We start from the raw sequence: 20,089 nt of genomic DNA on the forward strand, positions 1-20,089 counted from the left end.
AAAAGGCTCCTCACCACTGGAAATCAATCCGGTGATGGGGAGCTATTTTCTTTTATTCCCTGTTTTGACTTTTATCAGTATCTTCATTAATGAACAACATAACACCATCCATGGCATAGATATTCATATTGAGTTTCTGCGATTGATATGTATCTCCGAAAGTAGCAATATAAAGACCATAGTCTATTTGTCTACATGCGTTAACCTCATAAATCCTATAGAACTCATTAGAATTTATATCATTTTTTAGCGTTGCAACACCAACGATACTATCTTCATCTGTTCCTGCCATTCTTATAAAGATTTTATCGAACTTAAAATCAAAGCTATATATCTCATCATTAGGCTTTACAATCAGCGGATATACCTTTATTTCTGTCGGTAAGTCTGCTATACCATTTGGAACATCAATAAAAAACGCAACATAATTTATATATGTCTTACCATCTTTTTCAGTAAATACCTGTTTATAATGAATTTCCTGAATTCGCTGACCATTTGAAATACAATTTGGAATTTGATTTAAAAGTTCTTGAAGCAAACTATCTACTGTTACATACACATAGTCACGTAATTCCAATATTTTATCAAGTGCATTTTCTTCATTATAATTCACACCGCCATATGAGAATTGGTTGATTTTAAAGAATTCCTGATTTCCAATAAAAATACTGTTTTTTACAGATATTAATATCGTTTTAATATGCTTGATATAGCTATCAAAAGCCATTAAATATTGAAATCTTGTATCATTTTTATTTGCATCCATCAATTGAAGTAACGTTGAAAATTCTGGTTTTTGATTTAGTTTCTTAAGTAGTTTACCTAATAACCCTTTGTCTTCAACATCAACAGCCTCATCCCCTAATAGAGCTGCATTTATTATCTGAAATAATACATCCATACTCACTCTTCCATAATGAAAGAATTCCATTGCAGTTTTTCGTAGGAATATGATGTCGTCAAGTTCATAACCACCAACATCTAAATTTGTTCTCTGCATATCAGAAACTTTATAACTAACTTTTCCAGCATTTTTTAACTCTTCAAATTTTTCATTCTGAACCTGTTGTAAGACCGAAATTCTATGCTCATGCACTTCCTTTAACATCTCATAGGATACGTTCATATACATCAAGGTCTCATTTAAACTCTGAACGTATTGCCAAGCATTGTAGACCTTGTTTTGTGCGAGGGCTTTTTCAAGGTTTTTATAATTGATTGCCATATACAAATTTCTCCTTCTTAACATCTAATCCACTGTCCGAAAATGCCTTTAGTATCGAGTTGCCGGATTTGTTACCAGTTTTCAGCACCTTCTCAAAATGTCCGACATCTAATCCACTCACTCAATTTGCGTTATCTAATCCGAGGTTACAACCTGACACACATTTTGCAGTAGATATGTTTCCATATAAGAAAACCGAGCTTTTTCAGAAGTCAGGCTTCAAATCCAAACCTCCGAAAAAGCCCAGAAATACGCCGCTTTCTGTCTTTTATTTATCTTTCTTTGACATCAATACTACGCACTCGACTGTTGTTTCAGTTTCCAAGGGAAGTTCTTTCACTTCCTCGCCATCAACAGGCACAGGGAAGTTGAATACAATCTTCTTTATCCAGCTTCCGTCTTTTCTCTTTTCCGGGAACATCTCAATTCGCTCGATAAAGGCTTTCATAAACTCTTTCTGTTCTGCTTCCGTTGCGGAATGGTAGACTTCATCAAATGCCAGTAAGAGCCGATAAATGTTATCGCCGGAGATTTTCTCCTGCTGGATGCTGCGTATCTGACTTTGCAATTCGCCAATCTGAACTTCGATTTCTTCTATCGTATCATACTGTTCATCATATCGGCGCTGCAAATCCAAAATTTTTCTGTCATAGTGGGCATCGTTGATGTCCAAAGTATCCATCTGACGCTCCAAGCGGCTTTTCGTTCCAAAGGCTTGCTTTAGCTGTCCTTGCAGAACGGCGATCTGCTTTTCCATATCCTCTGTATCAACCGCCGTTCCAATTTTCGCTTGAATTGCTTCTATAAATCGGGGATTGCTGACCATAGCGGAGATGACCTTCGCCACAAATTTGTTGATTTCCGTCTGCTCGATATTCAGCCGGAAGCTGCACTCATGTCCCGTCGGCGTAACCGTATTTTTGCAGTAGTAATAATACCGTGTTTTCTTGTCCTTGCTATGAGCCTTGGCAATATTGCCGTACATACTCTTTCCGCAACACGGGCATTTCAAAATACCGGATAGGATGTGTGCGTGGTCTGGATTGTTGACCTTTTCCCGCTTAAAGGAATTGATCTTGCGCTTTTCCTGTGCCAGATACCAATCTTCTTCGGAAATGATGGCTTCATGCTGACCATCGTAAACAGGGAACTCCGACTGCTCGACCACGTGCATCTCATTTCTTGTACCTTGCCTCTTTTCGGTTCTCCGTCTGCCATAAGCAATTTTACCCATATAAACGGGATTATCCAGTACGTCCTGCACGAAGTTCCTTGAAAATCCGGGGATGGTGTTATTTTGCCGCAGCTTCTTCACAAACCCGTTGCGGTTGAGATATTTAGCAACTCCGGCAACGCCCTCATTGGTATGGATGTAGCGGTCATAAATAACACGGATTACTTCCACTTCATCCTCCGCAATGACAAGGTTTCCGCTTTCCAATTTGTATCCATAGGGAGCGAAACCGCCGTTCCATTTGCCCTCACGAGCCTTTTGCTCCCGTCCTGCCATTGTCTGTGTGCGGATATTCTCTCGCTCGATTTCCGCCACCGCAGACAGCACGGAAATCATAAGCTTTCCGGCATCCTTGGAGCTGTCAATGCCATCCTCCACGCAAATCAGGTTGACACCAAAATCCTGCATGAGCTGCAAAGAGTTCAGAACATCGGCTGCATTTCTGCCAAATCTGGAGAGCTTAAAGACAAGCACATAGGAAACGCCGTCTTTGCAGTCCTGGATGTCGTTCAGCATCCGTTGAAACTCCTGCCTCCCTTGGATGTTCTTGCCGGAAAATCCTTCGTCAGAATACTCCCCGGCAACGACCATATCCTCGTATGCCGCATACTTCCGCAACTTGTCCCGCTGGGCATCCAAGCTGTATCCGTCTACCTGCATGGAGGTGGACACTCTCGTATATAGATAACATTTAAGTTGCTTCTTTTTCAGAATCGCCACCTCCTTCGCTCATTTCTTTTACCATCAATCCCTCGTTGCGGATATAATACTCCAAAAGTCTAAGCACATAATCCGGTGCATGGCGGTTGTCCAATTCCCACTCGGTCATAGTCCGGTAAGGAATATGGACGAGCTTGCAAAAATCTTTCCGGTTCAGTCCTGTGCTTTCACGCAACTTAATAATTCTGTTTTTACAATCCATTCGTCTTTTCTCCCAAAAAGCAAAAATACACGTTGCGTACATATTATAGCATAGCCGCAACAAGTACGCAACGTGTAAATTGTAAATTTTTACGCAGCCTTATCCGTCAAAGGCTGCGCTTGCTTATCATCCTTGGAACACTCCACCGTTTGCGGTGTATCCTGCTCTAATTTATCCAAAACCTGATGCCCGTACTTCTGGAGCATCTGGCTCATAACATCCACACAGCGGTCAAATGCCGCATTATATTTCGCTTCCTCATAATATTTCTTCAATAGGCGATTCCTCCATCAAAGTTCCATATCCTGTCCACGCTTCCGGTCAGGGTGTTTGTGTTCCTGCGTTTCCTTTCCTCTGATGAGGATAGAATTGATAAAAGCCCGAACCCTTTCGGATGCAATTTCCAGTGCATCCAGAAAAGGCTGGGCTTTCTGTTTCAGTTCCATATATTTTTCGTTTACTGCTTCATACCGCTGTTTCCAGATGGAAACCGTCTTTTCAGCGGAAGCCAGTTTCTCCTTCAAGCGCTTGTTGTCAGCATTGGCGATAATGCCGTTGACCGCATAGCGTTTGAGCGTGTCGCACTCATCCGGTGTCAGCGTGATATTATTTCCGAATGTGGCTTTCTTTCCCATCGTTTCAATCTCCTGCACCGTCAGAGCAACGGTCTTTGCTGTTTTGGTTTCCTTTTGCAGAGCTTCCAGTTTCTTTTTCTGTTTCTCCGTGGCATCTTTGGCATTCTCCAACCCCCGCTCCGCCTGTGCCACCTGTCCGGTCATAGCTTCCAAACGCTGCTGTTCAGCCTGAACCTTGAACTGTGTCACTGTCAGATGTTCCTCGGTGCTGCCACGCTCTCCACGCTCCACATCGGTATATCCGGCATTTCGCATGAAATGAAAAAAGTCATCCTGCAACACACTGTAGGACGACTTCAAAATCTTTTTTCCTTTTGCGTTCAACATTGGATTACCATCCTTGTCAAGCACCGGCTTGGACTCCCATTTTTTACTGCGGCTGACCTGCGTGATCGTTTCCTTTACCGTTCCCCGGAGGGATTCATCCTTACATCGCTTCGACCACAGAATTTGCTTCTCTACCACCGGGATATAAACCACATGAAGGTGGTAGTGGTACACATCTTCGCCCAGAGCTTCGGACATTGCCCGGTTGCGCTCGTCGGCGTGCATCACAGCGGATAGGATATACTGCTCACCGCCTACGATCTCCACGGCGGCTTTATAGGCATCGGCATAAAACTGTTTTGCAAATTCATAGCCGCCGTGATTGTAGAAGTAAGCAGAGTTCACATCAAAGATCAACTCACCGTATTTGACGGCATCCGGTTTCAGACCTCTTGTGGAGATTACACCGTCCTGTTCCATCTGCTCAAACATTTTTACATAATCGTCCGCGGGTGCTTTGAAATGAATGTTCAGAGAAGTGCGTTCCGGTACGATGTCCTGATTGCTGTAGCTGTCCTTTTCACGCTCATTGTGTTCCTGTACCTTTGCCACATCAGCCGGTGTTTCCAAGTCCTGATTCCGGGCTACGGTGCGGTGGATTCCATCATTTCTTGCCATTGGATTTTTCCTTTCTTTGAAATTTGCAGACAGCGGAGAGCTGGAGAACGGCACTTTTTCAAAGTGTAATAACCCACTATTACACTTTCATCCATACTGGCTGCAAAGTGCCGTGGGCTCTCCCGAGAGGGGATGCGGTCACTGCGGCGACCTCTGCTGACCAAAGCGAAAATGTCTGCGCCTTTTCCCATGGTCAGCCCGTCTGCATGGAGCCGTTCTGTGTCAACTTCCTCTTGCAGCCGGTGTCCACAGACACTTTTTCAAAAACCTGTGGACATAGAAACAACCCGAACGAGAGGATGCGTGCTGTTTCTATAACGAGCGTTTTACGCTCTTTTGCTGCGTACATACGTACCAGTAATGGGATTTACTCGACCTGCCGCCATTCCTCCGGTACGTACGTACACGGCGAATCTCCGTAAAACCCATTTATATGAGGTCGTGCAATGGCTTCCACTCCCATGAATCCCCAAACCCGCCGTCCGGCAGAGTTGGTGATATTGTTGCAATGTTCCAGATTGAATCTCCCGGCATTGGCAATCATGGCGTCGCTGAAGCTGCGGGCTTTCAGCGGTGCAAGGGAATTTTCTTCGCACCACATCCGGTAGATTTCATAGAAATCCTTGGAACTGATGGACGCATCCGCTTTACGCCGGATGTATCCCTCGGAATCCATGAAATCAAAGATATTGTTGTTGTCACGCTTGACCGCTTCCCTGTTTTCCCGGATACGGTCACTCTCCGTAAACTGAAAGTTGTTGGCAACAAGCCGCTGTAAACCCTCCAATGCCCACAGGAAGATGCCCTCGGCTTCGGTTTTCATCTTCTCTGCAAGGTCAGGATCGTCAGCTCTGTCAGTAGGCTTTTCTTTGGTAGTCAGCACAAGCTGTCTGCGGTAAAATCCGTCACTGCGGTCATACAAGGCTTGCAGATCACCGTTGCTGAACGCAAGCAACCGGGCAAACATCCAGCCCTGATAACTCTGCTTGCCTTTGCGTTCCAAATCCATCTTGCCTTGTGCGGTCACGATGGATTTTACATAGTTGGTCTGGCGCAGGGCTTCCATCCGCATATCATCATCCACGCACAGCAGAATGTGTTCCAGATCGGCACGGGCGAAGCGGTTTTCGGAAATCTTGCCGATGCTGCCGTCTTTCATATTCGTGCCAAAGATAGCAGAAAGCACAGCTCCGATTTGGGATTTGCCCTCGCCGCCGTTGCCTTTAATCACCATCATGCGCTGCCCCTTGTTGGAGGGAATCAGGCAATAGCCGATAAACTCCTGCAAAGTTGGAATGTCCTCGACGTAAAGCAACCCATCCAGAAAGTTCAGCCAGATCACCGGCGCAGTAGCATCGGGATTGTAAGCAACCGGCAAACGGCTCCGCACGATAGCCGGTCTGCCCTCGGTAAATGTGCCGTTCAATAGCAGCGTACCGTTGGACAAATGAATCCGATCCTGCTCCGGTGGAAAGTCCGGCACTTGCGCTTCCAGTTTCAGCACTTCCAGAATGTTGGTGATCTTCCGGGGGATATTGTTTACGGCACAGAATTTCAGCTTGTCGTAAATCTCCCCACGCAGAGGAAGATCGTCCGTCACTCGACCATCGGGCGTGAAAAAAGCTCCGTTTGCGAAGATGATCCTGCGCTCTTGCAGAAATTCTTCACAAAACAGAGCTTCGTTGATGTTCTGCCCGTCAAACCACATGGGCAAGTTCATATCAGGCGTTTTCCGGTTCTTCGCCATGGTGCGCCACCTCCTTTTTCTTTCGTGCGGTATACTCTTGCAGAAAAGCAATTTTGCCGTCCTGCATCAGCTTGTCCACCAATGCCACCCGTTCTTCCAGATCACCCACCGTCAGCACATCTGCCATATATTCGATATGGCAGTGCATCTGGCAGGCTTCCACAAAACGGTCATCCAGAGCATCTTCCGGTGTCTTGGGAGCATAGCGCACTTTCCAATCTTCCAACAGATGCAAATAATCCGTCAGCACCCGGAAGCACAGCATTTCATCCTCTCGGAACTGACGGATATAGGGACGCTTCGGCTTGACCATAGCTGCGGCAGTGGGCGGTTTCGGGTCAAGCCCGAAGTCCAAAGCCAGCTTTTGCGCTGCTTCATAACTGCTCAGATTGAACAGCCTTGCCACAAGGTCGATCACATCCCCTTTGGCTCCGCAGCCGAAGCAGAAAAAACAGTCCTCATTCAGCTTCAAGCTCGGATGCCTGTCGTTGTGGAACGGGCAGCAAGCCATGCCGTTGTGGCTCACTTTCAGCCCGTAGTGTTCGGCGGCTTGCTTGACGCTGATTGCCGCCTTGATGGTTTCATAGATTGTCATAGAAAACCCTCCGTTCATAATATTCTGGAAAGCACGAAGCACCCGCCGTGATTGGCAGGTGCTTCGCTCCTTCTATTATGGTTATGACGGATTTTTCAAAAAACAGGCTAATGACAGGACAATCCTGTTTCAAAAAACAGGACAACTTATCTGAGGACGTAGATTTCTTCACATTTACATGATATAATTAGAAAAATGAAAAAACAGGACAGGAGGGCAAGCATGAATCAAGAATTGATGACATTGGATTTCTGGCAGGATACGGTCATATATGAGAGCAAAACATTTCCTGTCGGTACGCTTGCCTGTGATGCGCTGAATGTTCCTGCGGATACTATTACAAAAATGAACGAGCAATGCGAGAAAATCAATCTGCTGCTCGGGATGCTGAATGCCGGACAGGATACTTCTGCACTCTTTCCTATGGCAAAGGAAGCTGCATTGACAATGTTAGAGATTCTCAGCAAAACGCCGCCGTTCTCCTATATGGATATACCAAAGCACCGGGAACGAATAGAAAGGGTTTTTACTGCGGACAATGCTCTGAAATATGTGGAGTTCGCCATAAAAGCCGTAACCAATTCTTTACCGTTCGAAGAAGTTCCGAAATATGCTGATGCGGTGATGCTCCAGCGCTATACCGCTGTATGCGGGCATCTGGCTTACTCCCTTGAGGAATACCAAAAGGCGATGCTTGATTTTGCAGAAAAATCAGACGGCAATGAAGCAGACCGCACCGCAGAGGGTTTTGCAAAAATGTTCGGCGACTATTTTCCGCCGGAGTTCTCTATCACGGAGGGCAATGCCTGGATGTCTACTTTGAATAATTCCGTTCAGTATATATCGGTCATCCGTCCCGGCGAAAAAGTTGCGAAGCTGGTCAAGCGGATGCACTATGTATCCTTTGTAGGGATGTTCCGGTCTGATCTTTTTGAGGGCTTATGTGTTGGTCATGCCCCGAAAAAATGCAAAATCTGCGGCAAGTGGTTCCTCACCACCAACGCAAGGCACACCAAATACTGCGGCGGCTATGCACCGGGGGACAAGCTGCACCGCACTTGCCGGCAGATCGGCAATCTAAAAGGCAGAGAACAGCGAGAGCTTGCAGACGATCATCCGATTATCCAGATATATGAAAAGCGTCTGAACACCATAAACCGCTATGTGAAGCGTGGCACTCTGGACGCTGATCTTGCAGAGGTGATGAAGAAACTGGCGAAAGATAAAATGCTCCGGGCAAAAAGTGATGTCGCTTATGCCAAGGGAGCTTATGAAAAAGAAATGGAACAGGTCGCTTTGAAGAAAGAAGCTTACAACAAATAATGACAAGGAGAATAATACATGGCACGAAAAGCTGATGTTAAAGGCGGTAACGGTGATGTGGTATTCGATGCTGAAACCGGGACTGCGAGAAAATATCTTAGAAATACATCTACCGCTGAAAAAGTCACACGCTTCAAACGAGAACTTGCTGTATTTCAGGAATTATGCAAGAATCCAATTCCTAATGTTGTTGAGGTGACGGATGTTTATATTGACGAGGATAAAATTGCTGAATCTTATGTTGAAATGAAAAAATATGACGGTTCGGTATACGATATACTCGAAGTTACCAAAGGAAATGTCAAATTAGTATTTGAATTGCTTTTGCCGGTCATTAAAGCGCTTTATACACTTTCAACTGGAAATCCGCCCTTGTATCACAGAGATATAAAGCCGGATAATATCTTGTTTTTGAAAAAAGATGATGAATACACACTGTATCTTACGGATTTTGGAACGTGTTTTCTTAACGATGGGAGTGAACGACTGACACCAGAAACTATGGCAGTTGGTCCCAGGATGTATATTGCCCCAGAATACGAAACAGGTCGTGTAGAGGAAGTAACTGAAAAAGGAGATATATTTTCTTTGGGTAAAGTTCTTTGGTGTATGATCAATGGTGAACCGGAGGACTTTATGCCTTCAAACTTCTGGTTTGTTGATGAATATGATTTGATCAAGCGTTTTCCCGGAAATGCTGATATGATTGTTGCTAATTCAATTATTGCATCGTGTTTGAATATTGCTCCTTATGAGCGTTGCACATATTCAAGTTTGATTGGGCAGATTGAGAACTTCATTGCAGGGGGCAATATGACGCCAGAGGAAGAAGCACAGTATCGAGTACGAGTATATCAAGAGAAACGGAATTTAGAACTCTTGGAGATAAAAGAAAAGAATCGGCTAATTGTTAATTCCTTTAGTCAGTATTATATAAAGGCGTTAGAAGAATTACTGAATACATACCCTGATTTTGAGCTGATTCAAAAACTCTACGATGAATACCGTAAAAATTCAAAGGATGGCATTGATTATACATCCGTAAATGTTGAAAACAATGCAAGTCATTATCTCTATAGCGGAACTTATGACCGAATCTATTTTTCAATTAATTATGAACCCGCTCGTGGAACTGATAGGTATTGCAGCATCACGATAAAGTACACAATAGATAGTTGGAAGACTATACGGTTCTATTATTCCGAAGATGGTACGATGTTAAGTGACCATAACGGCGTAGTAAAGCTGATGTGCGTAGAAACATTGTATAATATCTTAAACTCCATAATCATGGAATACATTGCATAAAACAGATTGACATACAGAAGGGAGGTGCGCTATGCTAAATGATTTTTCGTGGAACATGACCGGATACATACCGAAACACCAAGTTAATCCACACGGTGACGGCATCATCCCTTATGTGGCAGAGCGCATCTTCCAACTGGAACCGGAACCGCCAGCGGTGGGCGGTCTGAATGAATATATCCTGTCTGCCTTGCAGGAAAAGAACCTGATGTATTTCTCATTCTTTCTCCACCACTACGAGCCGCAGCTTAACAAGCGCATCAAATCCTTTCTCGGCATGGATGGCGGTGATCTGTACGACACAGACCGATTTCTGGATATTAAGCTCTCCTGCCGGGAGCAAATGCTCCAAAAGCTGATGGACTATGATCCTGCCAAGGGTGCGGAGTATGCTACCTACATTTTCCCATTCATCCGGGATGCTATGCTCCGTTTTCGCATGGGCGAAGAAAAATGGGCGGTATCCTCTCTGACCAATTACAAAATGGTGCGGTCAATGGCTTGGCTGTACCACAATACCAAGGATGCGGTCAACGAATTTTCCAAGAAATACAACTGCGATCTTGCCCTTGCGGAAGAATATCTGAAAGTTGTCCGTGGAATCCGCAATCAGCAGCCTTTCTATGTCACAGACGAGGACGGCGAAGAAACAGGCGAGGATGTAGCCCTTGACGATAGCTGGAACTATACCGATATCCTCTGGAACGGCATACAGGCAGAAAAGGTGCAGCGGGCATTTGAGAAACTGAATTACCGGGAACAGACCTTGCTCGAAAAACGATTAGCAATTTGCATGACCTGTGGGCGTGTCAGCTCATGGAAAGACCGCCCCACCTTTGAAGAACTGGCGGTTATGTTTGAGGGCAGTACAGCCAGCGGTGCAGAACGAGCCTACCGAAAAGCAGTGGACAAGTTGACGGAATTGTTGGTTGCCGAGGGCGCAATCCATGCAGTCCGGCTAAAACAGAAATCCAAGACCAAGCGAAAAAAGAAAATCGCCGCCGCAATCTACGAATATCAGGCAGACTGCGACGGCGAATGGGGCGAAATATCATTAGATTTTGAGAACGGCAAGGCAGAGATCATTTTGCTTGCCGATTGGGATACAGTGAAAACAAACAAATTTGCAAGCAGAGCAATCGCCTATCTTCTGAACTGTGAGAACGAAAAATTACCCAAGGAAATAATGGTGGCCTTTGAATAACGAGGGAGTGAGATACATGGAACAATTATTGATTATTGAAGATGATATAGGGTTGAATCAGGGTTTAAGTAAAGCACTGAAAGCAGATGACCGTCAGATTATATCCTGCCAAGACCTAAAAACGGCGAAGGAACAGCTTCTTTGCGGCGGTGTATCCCTGATCCTGCTGGATATCAATCTGCCGGATGGCAGCGGGCTCGAGCTGCTCCGAGAGGTCAAGGAAAACACACCCTATATTCCTGTTATTCTGCTGACTGCCAATGACACCGATCTGGACATCGTAGACGGACTGGAGAGAGGTGCTGATGATTACATTACCAAGCCCTTTTCTCTTTCGGTTTTGCGGGCAAGGGTGAATACCCAACTGCGAAAGCAAGCATCAAACCATAAAAATATGCCGATCCATATTGATCTATTTCACTTTGACTTTGAGGCTATGACCTTTTATGTGGGAGATTCAAAAGTGGAATTGAGTAAAACAGAACAAAAATTACTGCGTCTGCTTGTTGAAAACCGTGGTCGAACCATGACCCGTGGAAACCTTGTAGACCGGATATGGACAGATGGTGCAGAATATGTGGATGAAAACGCTTTGTCTGTTACAATTAAGCGTCTAAGGGATAAGCTTGGTGCACAGAAATACATTAAAACCGTCTATGGAATCGGTTATAGCTGGGTGACAAAAGATGAATAAAACTGGCATTGTGATGATACTGCTATGTTTCCTGGCGGCGATAGCTGTTGTATTATGGGAGCGGAGAAAGGTCAGAAAAACGATGGAAGAAATCGAAAGGATGCTGGACGCTGCCATGACCGGCTCCTTTTCTGAAACCAATTTTGATGAAAGCCAGCTGTCTGCATTGGAAACGAAGTTTGCACACTATCTTTCCGCAGCAGAAGCATCTTCTCGAAATGTAGCACAGGAGAAAGACAGAATTAAGTCCTTGATTGCGGACATCTCCCACCAGACAAAAACATCGATTGCAAACCTGCTGTTATACAGCGAGCTTTTGATGGAGGAAACTCTGCCTGCATCGGCGAAGGCAAATGTGGAGGCGTTGTACAAACAATTGGAAAAGCTGCGATTTCTGATCGATTCTCTCGTAAAGCTTTCCAGACTGGAAAATGGGATCATTTCACTCGTCCCTCAGCAAGCAGTGCTGCAGCCGCTGCTTGAAAGCGTAGTAGAACAATATGCCGCCAAAGCTGCTGAAAAAGGGTTGTCTTTGCGACTGCATGATACAGATATTTCTGCTACCTTTGATATGAAATGGACAGCGGAAGTGCTGGCCAATATCGTAGACAACGCCATCAAATATACAGCGCATGGCACAATCAGGATTTCTGCTGTAAGTTATGAAATGTTTGCAAGGATTGATATATCGGATACCGGTTCAGGCATCCCGGAAACGGAGCAGACAAAGATCTTTGCCCGTTTTTATCGTTCAAAGGCAGTTCAGGAGCAGGAAGGGGTCGGCATCGGCTTATACCTTGCCCGACAGATCATAACCGGCGAGGGCGGCTATATCAAAGTCGCCTCTGTCTCCGGTAAAGGAAGCACTTTTTCCGTGTTTCTGCCGAAATAACAACAATTCTATCAAAATTGTTAGATTTCATTTTCCGCCGGAAAGAATGTGGAAAGAATCCTATGCGATAATCTGTATGTATCAAAGAATCATATTCTTTGATACATACAGATTTTTTTCATGGAGGTACTCATTTATGGAGGTTTTACAGGCAAAAGACCTAAAAAAAATTTATGGCTCCGGCAATAATGCGGTTCATGCACTGGACGGAGTTGATTTAAGTGTAAAGAAGGGCGAATTTGTTGCAATTGTCGGCACATCCGGTTCCGGCAAGTCTACCCTGCTGCACATGCTGGGCGGGCTGGATCGCCCTACAAGCGGCACAGTCATGGTGGACGGACAGGATATTTTCTCCTTGAAGGAGGACGCCCTGACCATCTTCCGCCGCAGAAAAATTGGCTTTGTGTTCCAAGCATATAATCTTGTTCCGGTGCTGAATGTGTATGAAAATATCGTTCTACCCATTGAGCTGGACGGTGGCAAGGTCAACAAGGATTTTGTACAGCAGATTGTACAGACCCTTGGGCTGGATGATCGTCTGGATGCCCTGCCCAATCAACTCTCCGGCGGTCAACAGCAGCGTGTGGCAATCGCCCGTGCACTGGCGGCAGCTCCCGCTATTATTCTGGCAGATGAACCCACCGGTAATCTGGATTCCAAAACCAGTCAGGATGTATTGAGCCTTTTGAAAGTCACCAGTCAAAAGTTCGCCCAGACAATCGTAATGATCACCCACAACGAAGAAATTGCGCAGATGGCAGACCGCATTATCCGTATCGAAGATGGTCGGATCGTCTCCCAGAACTAACAGGAGGTGGTTACGATGAATGTCAAAAACAGAAAATGTATTCGAAAGCTCAGCTTAAAATCTCTTTATGCGAACCGCCGCCGCAATCTGATCGCCATTTTTGCCATTGCGCTGACAACGCTGCTGTTTACTTCCATGTTCACCATTGTTCTGTCGCTGAACGCCAGTTATGAAACCTACCAGTTTCGGCAGATAGGCGGCTATGCACATGGCACCTTTAAGGATGTTTCCCCCGAGCAGGCGGAACGTATCGCTGCCCACCCAAAGGTGAAAGCTGTGGGGGCACGGAAGACGATCGGTATCACTACGGATGGTGTCTTTTCCAAAACGCCGGCAGAGATCAGCTACATGGATGCCAACTGCACCAGATGGAGCTATGCCACTCCCACTACCGGGCGGATGCCCGAAAGCGGCAAAGAGGCGACCATGGATACGGCAGCGTTGCAGCTGCTTGGTGTGACGCCAGAACTGGGTGCAGAGGTCACGGTTTCCTATTCCATCACGGACAAGGATCAAACCGCCTTTACTGTAACGGATACCTTTACGCTGGTAGGCTATTGGGACTATGATGAACTAATGCCTGTTCACTACATCAACATCAGCCGTGATTACGCAGATGACATCGAAGCGCAGGCAGTGAAAAAAGGGTTACAGCCTTTCCGCACCGATTTGAATGCCATGCTGGCTTCCGGCACAAACATTCAAGGGCAGATGGAGCAGGTGGATACCGATCTTGGCTACACATGGGACAGCTATATCGATCCCAACAGCGTTCGAATCGGCGTCAACTGGGGATATACCTCATCCCAGCTGGAGTCGCAACTTGATCCGGAACTTGTGATCGCCATAGCAGCTTTTTTGCTGCTGGTGATTTTCACTGGGTATCTTATCATCTATAACATTTTCCAGATCTCTGTTGCAGGGGATATCCGGTTTTACGGACTTCTGAAAACCATTGGCACAACGCCCCGGCAGCTCAAACGTATCATTCGCCAGCAGGCACTTCTGCTTTGTCTGATCGGCATTCCGGCAGGACTGTTGCTGGGCTATGGCATCGGCGCTGTTTTGGTGCCTGTTGTCTTGCGCTCCACCCAGTTGGATGCAGGCATCACCACCATCAGCACTTCGCCTGTGATCTTTGTTGGCTCCATGCTGTTTGCTCTGCTGACGGTGCTTTTGTCCTGCTCCAAGCCCGGGAAAATGGCAGCCAAGGTCTCTCCGGTGGAGGCTACCAAATATACGGATGCGATGCAGACTAAGAAAAAACAGCGCAGCACCCGGGGAGCCAAGCTCCATCAGATGGCCTTTGCCAATCTGGGACGAAACAAGAAAAAGACGGTGCTGGTGGTCGTGTCTCTGGCACTGTCGGTGACACTGTTCAATGCGCTGTGTGCCTTTGTGGGCGGCTTCAGCATGGAGAAATATGTGTCCTCCATGACCTGCGCCGATTTTATCGTCAGCACGCCCGACTATTTCCGTTACAACCCGGCAGATGAATTCATCACGCCAGAACAAATCGAAGAGATCGCAGCAAACGCAAAGGCCAGTCTTTCCGGCACGGGATATGCTGTGCGAAAACCCGCATATCTTTGGATGACGGAGGATGCTCTGCGGCAGGACTATGCAAGGTACGAAAGTGCTGAGCAGTTGGACAGCCATATGAGCCGCATGGAGCACCGGGGCAATATGGTGATGGGAGATACCAAGATCGAGGCTCTGGATAACAGCCTGTTTGACAAGCTGCAAGTGTTCGACGGAGATATTTCTCCTATGCTGGAGCCAAACAATAACGCCATTGCCATTGCGGTTTCCTTAGATGACTACGGTAATCTGCCCAATCCTGAATACTACCCCAAGGTGGGAGACACGATTACCGCCACCTATGCGGATGATGTGAAATATATCGACAGCCGCACCGGAGAACTCTGCACCGAAGATACACCAGAGGAGTACTTTCAGGAAAAACTGTATGGAGCCAGAGATGTAGAGTACACGGTCTGTGCCTTGGTAGAGCTTCCGTATTCCATGAGTTATCGTTATGGTGGTATTGGATATGACGCAGTTTTGTCTGTGGACACCGCACAGAGGGACAGCGGTGGTGCGGCCATTCCAATGCTCTACCTGTTCGACACAGCGGACGAAGTTGACGAGGCCGAAGCAGAGCAATATCTATCGAAGCTCACTGCCGGTGAGTTTTCGCCCTTGATGTATGAAAGCAAGGCTACGGCTCGCTCTGAGTTTGCTCAGTTCCGGCAGATGTTCCTTTTGGTAGGTGGTATCCTCTGCGCTATCATCGGGCTGGTGGGACTCTTAAATTTCTTCAACGCCATGATGACCGGTATTCTTTCCCGCCGCCGTGAATTTGCTGTGCTTCAGGCTGTAGGAATGACGAACCGACAGCTCAAAACCATGCTGATCTACGAGGGATTGTTTTACGCAATGTCCTCCGTAGCGGTGGCTTTTATTCTGTCGCTGGCGGTGGGACCTCTTGCAGGAAAAATGCTGGGCAGTATGTTCTGGTTCTTTGAGTATCGATTCACCATTCTGCCTGTCCTGCTGACAATTCCGGTATTTCTTCTGCTGGGGTGGCTGATTCCCTGCATGATGTATGACAACGCAGCGAAATGCAGCGTTGTAGAGCAATTAAGGGATGCTCAATAACTGTTAAGCAAAAAACGGCCCTCTGCCAATGAAAAGGCAGAGGGCTGAGTTTTAATCTAAGGGTTTACATTCAGTTACAGTTTTTAGATAAATTTCGGGATCACCGTTCAATATCAAGTCTGCATATCCAATCGGATCATTGTAGATCAGATAATCCAATTCTGACCGCTGATACATATTATCGGCAACCTCATTCTCCACGGCGATGGTATCAATGGCAATCATGCTGCCATTTGCAAATTTTAGTTCCACACAAGCATTATCCATGTTGAACTCACAAGAAATCAATCTATCCATAAGCAACCTCCATAATATGGGATATTAAATCATCCCAAAATATTTCATAGCTTCTCGGATTGCTTTCTCTTTTTCCGGCGGACACTGGGGCTGTCTGGAATCTTCGGATTTGGGCAGATTGTAGTTCTTGCCGACCTCAATCCCACATTTTCGTTTAATCTGCGAGATATAAAGGTTGGATACCTTTAACCCGCTATGCTCCAGCACATAGTCCTTGATCTGGGTGTAGGTTGCCCCATCCTGAAATTCGGACATATCCATATCTTCCAAAGAGAACTCAACCCGAATCTTTTTCGAGTCAACCTCACCCTTGGAAAGCAAGACAACCGTCTCAACGTGCATCGTTCTCCTGATTTTGATGTCTGTGTCATTTTCATGGTGCTATTTCACTAACGATACAACTTGGTCGAGTAGAGAATTTGGATAATCCCATATTCATAATCTGTATTAACTCGGTAGAATGGTAGAAAAATGTTAAAAAATTAGGCATTCTTTTAAAATTCAATTAGTTTTTCAAATGGAAAAATTGTCTTTATATTTTTTATAATTGACTATACAATATTGAATTTCCTAGAATCTTAGTTTCAATAGGATACTCTCTTTTTTCTAGTACATCAAAAGATGTAACTATTATTCCGTAATTTTCTGTATTTTCGAAATTTTCAAAACTATTGGTTACATAAATCTCATTTGTTCCCCATTTTTTATATTTTTGCAATGTATCTACTTGTGGTAAATGATGTTTAATAAATATGGTTGAAGTAGCAACGCTGGGAGCCTTCAAACCAAATTCATTTAATTTAATGGGAAGTTGATCCCCTGTACTAGAGCCATGATGTGGTATTTTAATATAATCTATTGGAGAATCAAAAAAAGTATCATCAAATCTAGAAATGGTTGTGTTTTCGACATCTCCAGCCAACATAACATTAAACCTTCCTACATATACACTTAATCCAATTGAATATGGATTACCTTTTTCTGCTTTACCAAACTCTTTATTTTCAGCAATTATTGTTGAGTTAGGAGAAAAACTTTGAATTTCAAAGCTGTAAGAGTTAAGCCCTTGGCATATAAATTTATCTAAAATAGTGTTATCTTTTGCAAATTTTATGTTTGATTTTTTTCTTCTTATGATTTCTTTTATTTTTTGATAAAGATTTCTTGAAGAGGCACTGTAAAGTTCCAAATCCTCAGGATAAATATCAGATATCCAAATCTTAGTGTTTGAATCACAATATAAATCTAATAATTTATCTATTCCAAGCGAATGATCATCATGAGGATGTGTCCAGCACAGAAAATCAATTTTCTCTATATTTTCTTTTTTTAAAAGATCAATCGTTTTGTTGATTGATTTATATGTATAACAATCAACTACACCTGAATAAATAACACCTTCATCTGTTCTAAGAAAAAATAAAATACTTTCTCCTTGTGAATTGTAACCAATCAAGTAAACTTCAAAAAACAAACTGTTGCTATATAGTCTAATCTTGCTCATCTTTTATCATCTTCTCATCAACAAATCGACTTGGAAATTTTGTTCCGGGTAATCTCATCCTTCTATCAATAACATCTTGTTTAACTGAAGCGGAATACGTTGTTGAGAATACTGATTTTTTTTCTTTAATTGAAATAGTGTATTCAGCTGAAATTGTTACTTTTAAATTAGTTTTAAATTCAATCATTTTTTTCCACCCCATTAATTTCATCATTATTTACGAAGTCGGGTTTCATTAGTTTTTCCAAAAATGGAAGTGTTATTGCTTCTTTATAGATTTCAAAGAGAAATTCATTCATTTCAGTAGCAGTTGAACTAAAAGAATCTTGCAACTTTAAACAGTGTTCTTCAAGTAAATATATGTCAGAATCAAATGTAACTTGATAAGCTGGGGTTTGATCATTAATTTCACCACAAACAATAGTACAGATAAGATTCACATCAAAAAGATCTTTGATTGCAAAGCAATCCTTAGATTGAAATGTTTTACTTTGGGTTAATTCGTTGATATTATAAAGCCTAAAAAGCTTATCTTCAAAATAATCGTTTAACTTAGAAACATCAAGTAGTATGCACTGGTTTATTTTTCGAATACCAAAACGAACCAATTCAAAAAATTTAGCTTTTATCTTGATATAATTTATTATTTCCTCTATTTCTGTGCAGTATTTTAAGCAATTTTGATATTTAGCCATTTCAATTGTGGCAAACACAAATGATGAAGAGATTTTTACGAAGATCCCACTTTCTTTATTTTGGAAAACATGAACAATGGTCTGTCGAACATTACTAGATTTTGTTATAAACTCCATATCAGTATTCGGATCTTCGAGCTGAAAATCAATTTCTTTAGCGACCTCAGTTCTGTACTTCACATAGTTCTGGCTATTTAAATAATCTTTAATTTGTGGCAAAATTTGAGTTATTTCAACCTCATCAACCCCTCTGTAGTCAGCACGAATAATTATTTGTTTAAGAAAATTATGTTTTAAATTTTCTCTTTTAATGCTTGATTTTTCCATTTGATTTCCTCCTGAAATACAATCAATCTAATACACTTATCAGTGCAATCCATACAAGCAATCACAAATTAAATATAATGATTTATAGCTTTCCTGGAATCTTATGACACTCATCCAAATATTTATGTGCAAATGAAATTATTGTTAAAATGTCCATTGCTTTACTTTCTTCAATTTTCCAATTGACTTTAGGTGTATGAGCAGCAGGATTTCTAACTAAATGAAAAATTGCCTCCATTAGCTCCTTTAATCCTGTAAATTCGCTCTTTTCGCTTTCTGTAGCCATACAATTAAAAAACAGATATGGATCGTTTTTGGAAAAAGCTGTTTGGAATAGTGTACCACCATCTGTTGTGAGTCCTGTTATATTCCGAACTCTTTCAGCAAGTCCTTTAGCAGCTTCAAACACGGCATCGTAATAATCTTTTTGCAAATAATCTTTTATACAGTATTTTTGAACTTCGCTATGGATTGCTCTATTATATAATTGTTGACGTAAACTATTAACACGTCTGTCGACTTCATCAAGTGTTCTCGCCTCTATAGTTTCAATTAGTTTTCCTTCTTTTGTTATTTCAAGTCCAGATAATAATAAAGCTTTATTTGCTTCTTCAAATAAGTAATTATATTTCTCTCTTTTATTTTCAGAAATAAATGCAACAGGATTCAATGCTTTTTCCAAAAAAAGATAAACTCGTGAAATTGTATTAGAGTTATTAATTTCTGTTGCTAAACAGTTATAAAGCCAATCTCGTTTGTTTAATCCCATTGTATATCCATATGGTGAACGATTACTTCCATCAGAGAGGATTTTAATACCGCACTGCTCAAGTAATCGACTTAATTCAGTTTTAGTATATCCTTTATTTGTTTCCGCCAAAATATCACAAACTGCTTTTAATTGTTGCTCGTTTAATATTTTACTTGTCATATAATACCTCCCCAAGGAGATTCGATGCATCAAAATGAATATCATTATTTTATACTATTTCAAAAGGTAGGTTGAAAATAAAAAGAGCCTAGTATTCCGTAACATCTAAATACTTATAATCGGATAGAGATGTTTTAAT

General features: G+C 43.3%; 19 protein-coding genes and 1 pseudogene. 7 read left to right on the top strand and 13 right to left on the bottom strand.

What is annotated here, in order from left to right:
* Window positions 1-52: 52 nt before the first annotated feature.
* From DXB92_RS10930 to DXB92_RS10960, 7 genes are all read right to left on the bottom strand, one after another.
* Window positions 53-1,228 carry a hypothetical protein gene (locus tag DXB92_RS10930; RefSeq protein WP_117733866.1) on the bottom strand — a complete coding sequence of 392 codons (1,176 nt, stop codon included), beginning with the start codon at window positions 1,226-1,228 and terminating at the stop codon, window positions 53-55.
* Between the two features lie 268 nt (window positions 1,229-1,496).
* Complete coding sequence (locus DXB92_RS10935; protein ID WP_117733883.1) at window positions 1,497-3,173, bottom strand: recombinase family protein; 1,677 nt, start codon at window positions 3,171-3,173, stop codon at window positions 1,497-1,499.
* The gene (locus DXB92_RS10940) at window positions 3,154-3,384 is read right to left on the bottom strand and encodes a helix-turn-helix transcriptional regulator (RefSeq protein WP_007488123.1); all 231 of its coding nucleotides are present in this window, start codon (window positions 3,382-3,384) and stop codon (window positions 3,154-3,156) included. The genes DXB92_RS10935 and DXB92_RS10940 overlap by 20 nt, the downstream gene beginning before the upstream one ends.
* A gap of 89 nt (window positions 3,385-3,473) precedes the next feature.
* The gene (locus DXB92_RS10945) at window positions 3,474-3,659 is read right to left on the bottom strand and encodes a hypothetical protein (RefSeq protein ID WP_007488117.1); all 186 of its coding nucleotides are present in this window, start codon (window positions 3,657-3,659) and stop codon (window positions 3,474-3,476) included.
* Window positions 3,660-3,674: 15 nt separating this feature from the next.
* Window positions 3,675-4,964: a plasmid recombination protein gene (locus DXB92_RS10950; protein ID WP_007488116.1), complete on the bottom strand. Its 1,290-nt coding sequence runs from the start codon at window positions 4,962-4,964 to the stop codon at window positions 3,675-3,677.
* A 367-nt stretch (window positions 4,965-5,331) separates the two neighbouring features.
* Window positions 5,332-6,711, bottom strand: coding sequence for a phage/plasmid primase, P4 family (locus DXB92_RS10955; RefSeq protein ID WP_117733867.1), 1,380 nt, complete (start codon window positions 6,709-6,711; stop codon window positions 5,332-5,334).
* Window positions 6,686-7,306: a CHC2 zinc finger domain-containing protein gene (locus DXB92_RS10960; RefSeq protein ID WP_117733868.1), complete on the bottom strand. Its 621-nt coding sequence runs from the start codon at window positions 7,304-7,306 to the stop codon at window positions 6,686-6,688. Before DXB92_RS10960 ends, DXB92_RS10955 begins: the two co-directional genes overlap by 26 nt.
* A gap of 222 nt (window positions 7,307-7,528) precedes the next feature.
* Here DXB92_RS10960 and DXB92_RS14175 point away from each other — a divergent pair, with 222 nt between their 5' ends.
* From DXB92_RS14175 to DXB92_RS11000, 7 genes are all read left to right on the top strand, one after another.
* Entirely contained in the window at window positions 7,529-8,629 is a 1,101-nt protein-coding gene (locus tag DXB92_RS14175) for a DUF6076 domain-containing protein (RefSeq protein ID WP_242986649.1), read from the top strand.
* A gap of 18 nt (window positions 8,630-8,647) precedes the next feature.
* A complete protein-coding gene (locus tag DXB92_RS10975; RefSeq protein WP_117733871.1) occupies window positions 8,648-9,937 on the top strand; it encodes a protein kinase family protein in 1,290 nt (429 codons plus the stop codon).
* 31 nt (window positions 9,938-9,968) lie between these two features.
* Window positions 9,969-11,141, top strand: coding sequence for a hypothetical protein (locus DXB92_RS10980; RefSeq protein WP_117733872.1), 1,173 nt, complete (start codon window positions 9,969-9,971; stop codon window positions 11,139-11,141).
* A gap of 16 nt (window positions 11,142-11,157) precedes the next feature.
* Window positions 11,158-11,835: a response regulator transcription factor gene (locus DXB92_RS10985; RefSeq protein WP_117733873.1), complete on the top strand. Its 678-nt coding sequence runs from the start codon at window positions 11,158-11,160 to the stop codon at window positions 11,833-11,835.
* Window positions 11,828-12,727 carry a HAMP domain-containing sensor histidine kinase gene (locus tag DXB92_RS10990; RefSeq protein WP_117733874.1) on the top strand — a complete coding sequence of 300 codons (900 nt, stop codon included), beginning with the start codon at window positions 11,828-11,830 and terminating at the stop codon, window positions 12,725-12,727. Before DXB92_RS10985 ends, DXB92_RS10990 begins: the two co-directional genes overlap by 8 nt.
* Before the next feature lie 136 nt (window positions 12,728-12,863).
* Entirely contained in the window at window positions 12,864-13,535 is a 672-nt protein-coding gene (locus tag DXB92_RS10995; RefSeq protein WP_117733875.1) for an ABC transporter ATP-binding protein, read from the top strand.
* A 15-nt stretch (window positions 13,536-13,550) separates the two neighbouring features.
* A complete protein-coding gene (locus DXB92_RS11000) occupies window positions 13,551-16,196 on the top strand; it encodes an ABC transporter permease (RefSeq protein ID WP_117733876.1) in 2,646 nt (881 codons plus the stop codon).
* 51 nt (window positions 16,197-16,247) lie between these two features.
* Here DXB92_RS11000 and DXB92_RS11005 read toward each other — a convergent pair whose 3' ends face one another.
* From DXB92_RS11005 to DXB92_RS11030, 6 genes and pseudogenes are all read right to left on the bottom strand, one after another.
* Window positions 16,248-16,493 carry a DUF6061 family protein gene (locus DXB92_RS11005; RefSeq protein WP_117733877.1) on the bottom strand — a complete coding sequence of 82 codons (246 nt, stop codon included), beginning with the start codon at window positions 16,491-16,493 and terminating at the stop codon, window positions 16,248-16,250.
* Window positions 16,494-16,517: 24 nt separating this feature from the next.
* Window positions 16,518-16,832 (bottom strand): annotated as a pseudogene (locus tag DXB92_RS11010) (23S rRNA (uracil(1939)-C(5))-methyltransferase RlmD); the annotation flags it as partial.
* 202 nt (window positions 16,833-17,034) lie between these two features.
* On the bottom strand, window positions 17,035-17,997 hold the full coding sequence (locus tag DXB92_RS11015; RefSeq protein WP_117733879.1) for an MBL fold metallo-hydrolase: 963 nt from the start codon (window positions 17,995-17,997) through the stop codon (window positions 17,035-17,037).
* Window positions 17,984-18,184: a hypothetical protein gene (locus DXB92_RS11020; protein WP_117733880.1), complete on the bottom strand. Its 201-nt coding sequence runs from the start codon at window positions 18,182-18,184 to the stop codon at window positions 17,984-17,986. The genes DXB92_RS11015 and DXB92_RS11020 overlap by 14 nt, the downstream gene beginning before the upstream one ends.
* The gene (locus DXB92_RS11025; RefSeq protein ID WP_117733881.1) at window positions 18,177-19,019 is read right to left on the bottom strand and encodes a TIGR04255 family protein; all 843 of its coding nucleotides are present in this window, start codon (window positions 19,017-19,019) and stop codon (window positions 18,177-18,179) included. The genes DXB92_RS11020 and DXB92_RS11025 overlap by 8 nt, the downstream gene beginning before the upstream one ends.
* 82 nt (window positions 19,020-19,101) lie before the next feature.
* The gene (locus tag DXB92_RS11030; protein WP_181977033.1) at window positions 19,102-19,950 is read right to left on the bottom strand and encodes a TIGR02391 family protein; all 849 of its coding nucleotides are present in this window, start codon (window positions 19,948-19,950) and stop codon (window positions 19,102-19,104) included.
* Between the last annotated feature and the right edge of the window lie 139 nt (window positions 19,951-20,089).

It is taken from the genome of Ruminococcus sp. OM06-36AC, assembly GCF_003438725.1.
GTDB lineage: Bacteria > Bacillota > Clostridia > Oscillospirales > Ruminococcaceae > Ruminococcus_C > Ruminococcus_C callidus.

Coding starts and splice junctions, on each gene's coding strand:
- DXB92_RS10975 (WP_117733871.1), top strand. CDS start 8,648: ATGGCACGAAAAGCTGATGTTAAAGGCGGTAACGGTGATGTGGTATTC.
- DXB92_RS10995 (WP_117733875.1), top strand. CDS start 12,864: ATGGAGGTTTTACAGGCAAAAGACCTAAAAAAAATTTATGGCTCCGGC.
- DXB92_RS11020 (WP_117733880.1), bottom strand. CDS start 18,184: ATGATTGAATTTAAAACTAATTTAAAAGTAACAATTTCAGCTGAATAC.
- DXB92_RS10980 (WP_117733872.1), top strand. CDS start 9,969: ATGCTAAATGATTTTTCGTGGAACATGACCGGATACATACCGAAACAC.
- DXB92_RS11015 (WP_117733879.1), bottom strand. CDS start 17,997: ATGAGCAAGATTAGACTATATAGCAACAGTTTGTTTTTTGAAGTTTAC.
- DXB92_RS14175 (WP_242986649.1), top strand. CDS start 7,529: ATGAATCAAGAATTGATGACATTGGATTTCTGGCAGGATACGGTCATA.
- DXB92_RS10950 (WP_007488116.1), bottom strand. CDS start 4,964: ATGGCAAGAAATGATGGAATCCACCGCACCGTAGCCCGGAATCAGGAC.
- DXB92_RS11030 (WP_181977033.1), bottom strand. CDS start 19,950: ATGACAAGTAAAATATTAAACGAGCAACAATTAAAAGCAGTTTGTGAT.
- DXB92_RS10955 (WP_117733867.1), bottom strand. CDS start 6,711: ATGGCGAAGAACCGGAAAACGCCTGATATGAACTTGCCCATGTGGTTT.
- DXB92_RS11005 (WP_117733877.1), bottom strand. CDS start 16,493: ATGGATAGATTGATTTCTTGTGAGTTCAACATGGATAATGCTTGTGTG.
- DXB92_RS10990 (WP_117733874.1), top strand. CDS start 11,828: ATGAATAAAACTGGCATTGTGATGATACTGCTATGTTTCCTGGCGGCG.
- DXB92_RS11000 (WP_117733876.1), top strand. CDS start 13,551: ATGAATGTCAAAAACAGAAAATGTATTCGAAAGCTCAGCTTAAAATCT.
- DXB92_RS11025 (WP_117733881.1), bottom strand. CDS start 19,019: ATGGAAAAATCAAGCATTAAAAGAGAAAATTTAAAACATAATTTTCTT.
- DXB92_RS10940 (WP_007488123.1), bottom strand. CDS start 3,384: ATGGATTGTAAAAACAGAATTATTAAGTTGCGTGAAAGCACAGGACTG.
- DXB92_RS10960 (WP_117733868.1), bottom strand. CDS start 7,306: ATGACAATCTATGAAACCATCAAGGCGGCAATCAGCGTCAAGCAAGCC.
- DXB92_RS10930 (WP_117733866.1), bottom strand. CDS start 1,228: ATGGCAATCAATTATAAAAACCTTGAAAAAGCCCTCGCACAAAACAAG.
- DXB92_RS10985 (WP_117733873.1), top strand. CDS start 11,158: ATGGAACAATTATTGATTATTGAAGATGATATAGGGTTGAATCAGGGT.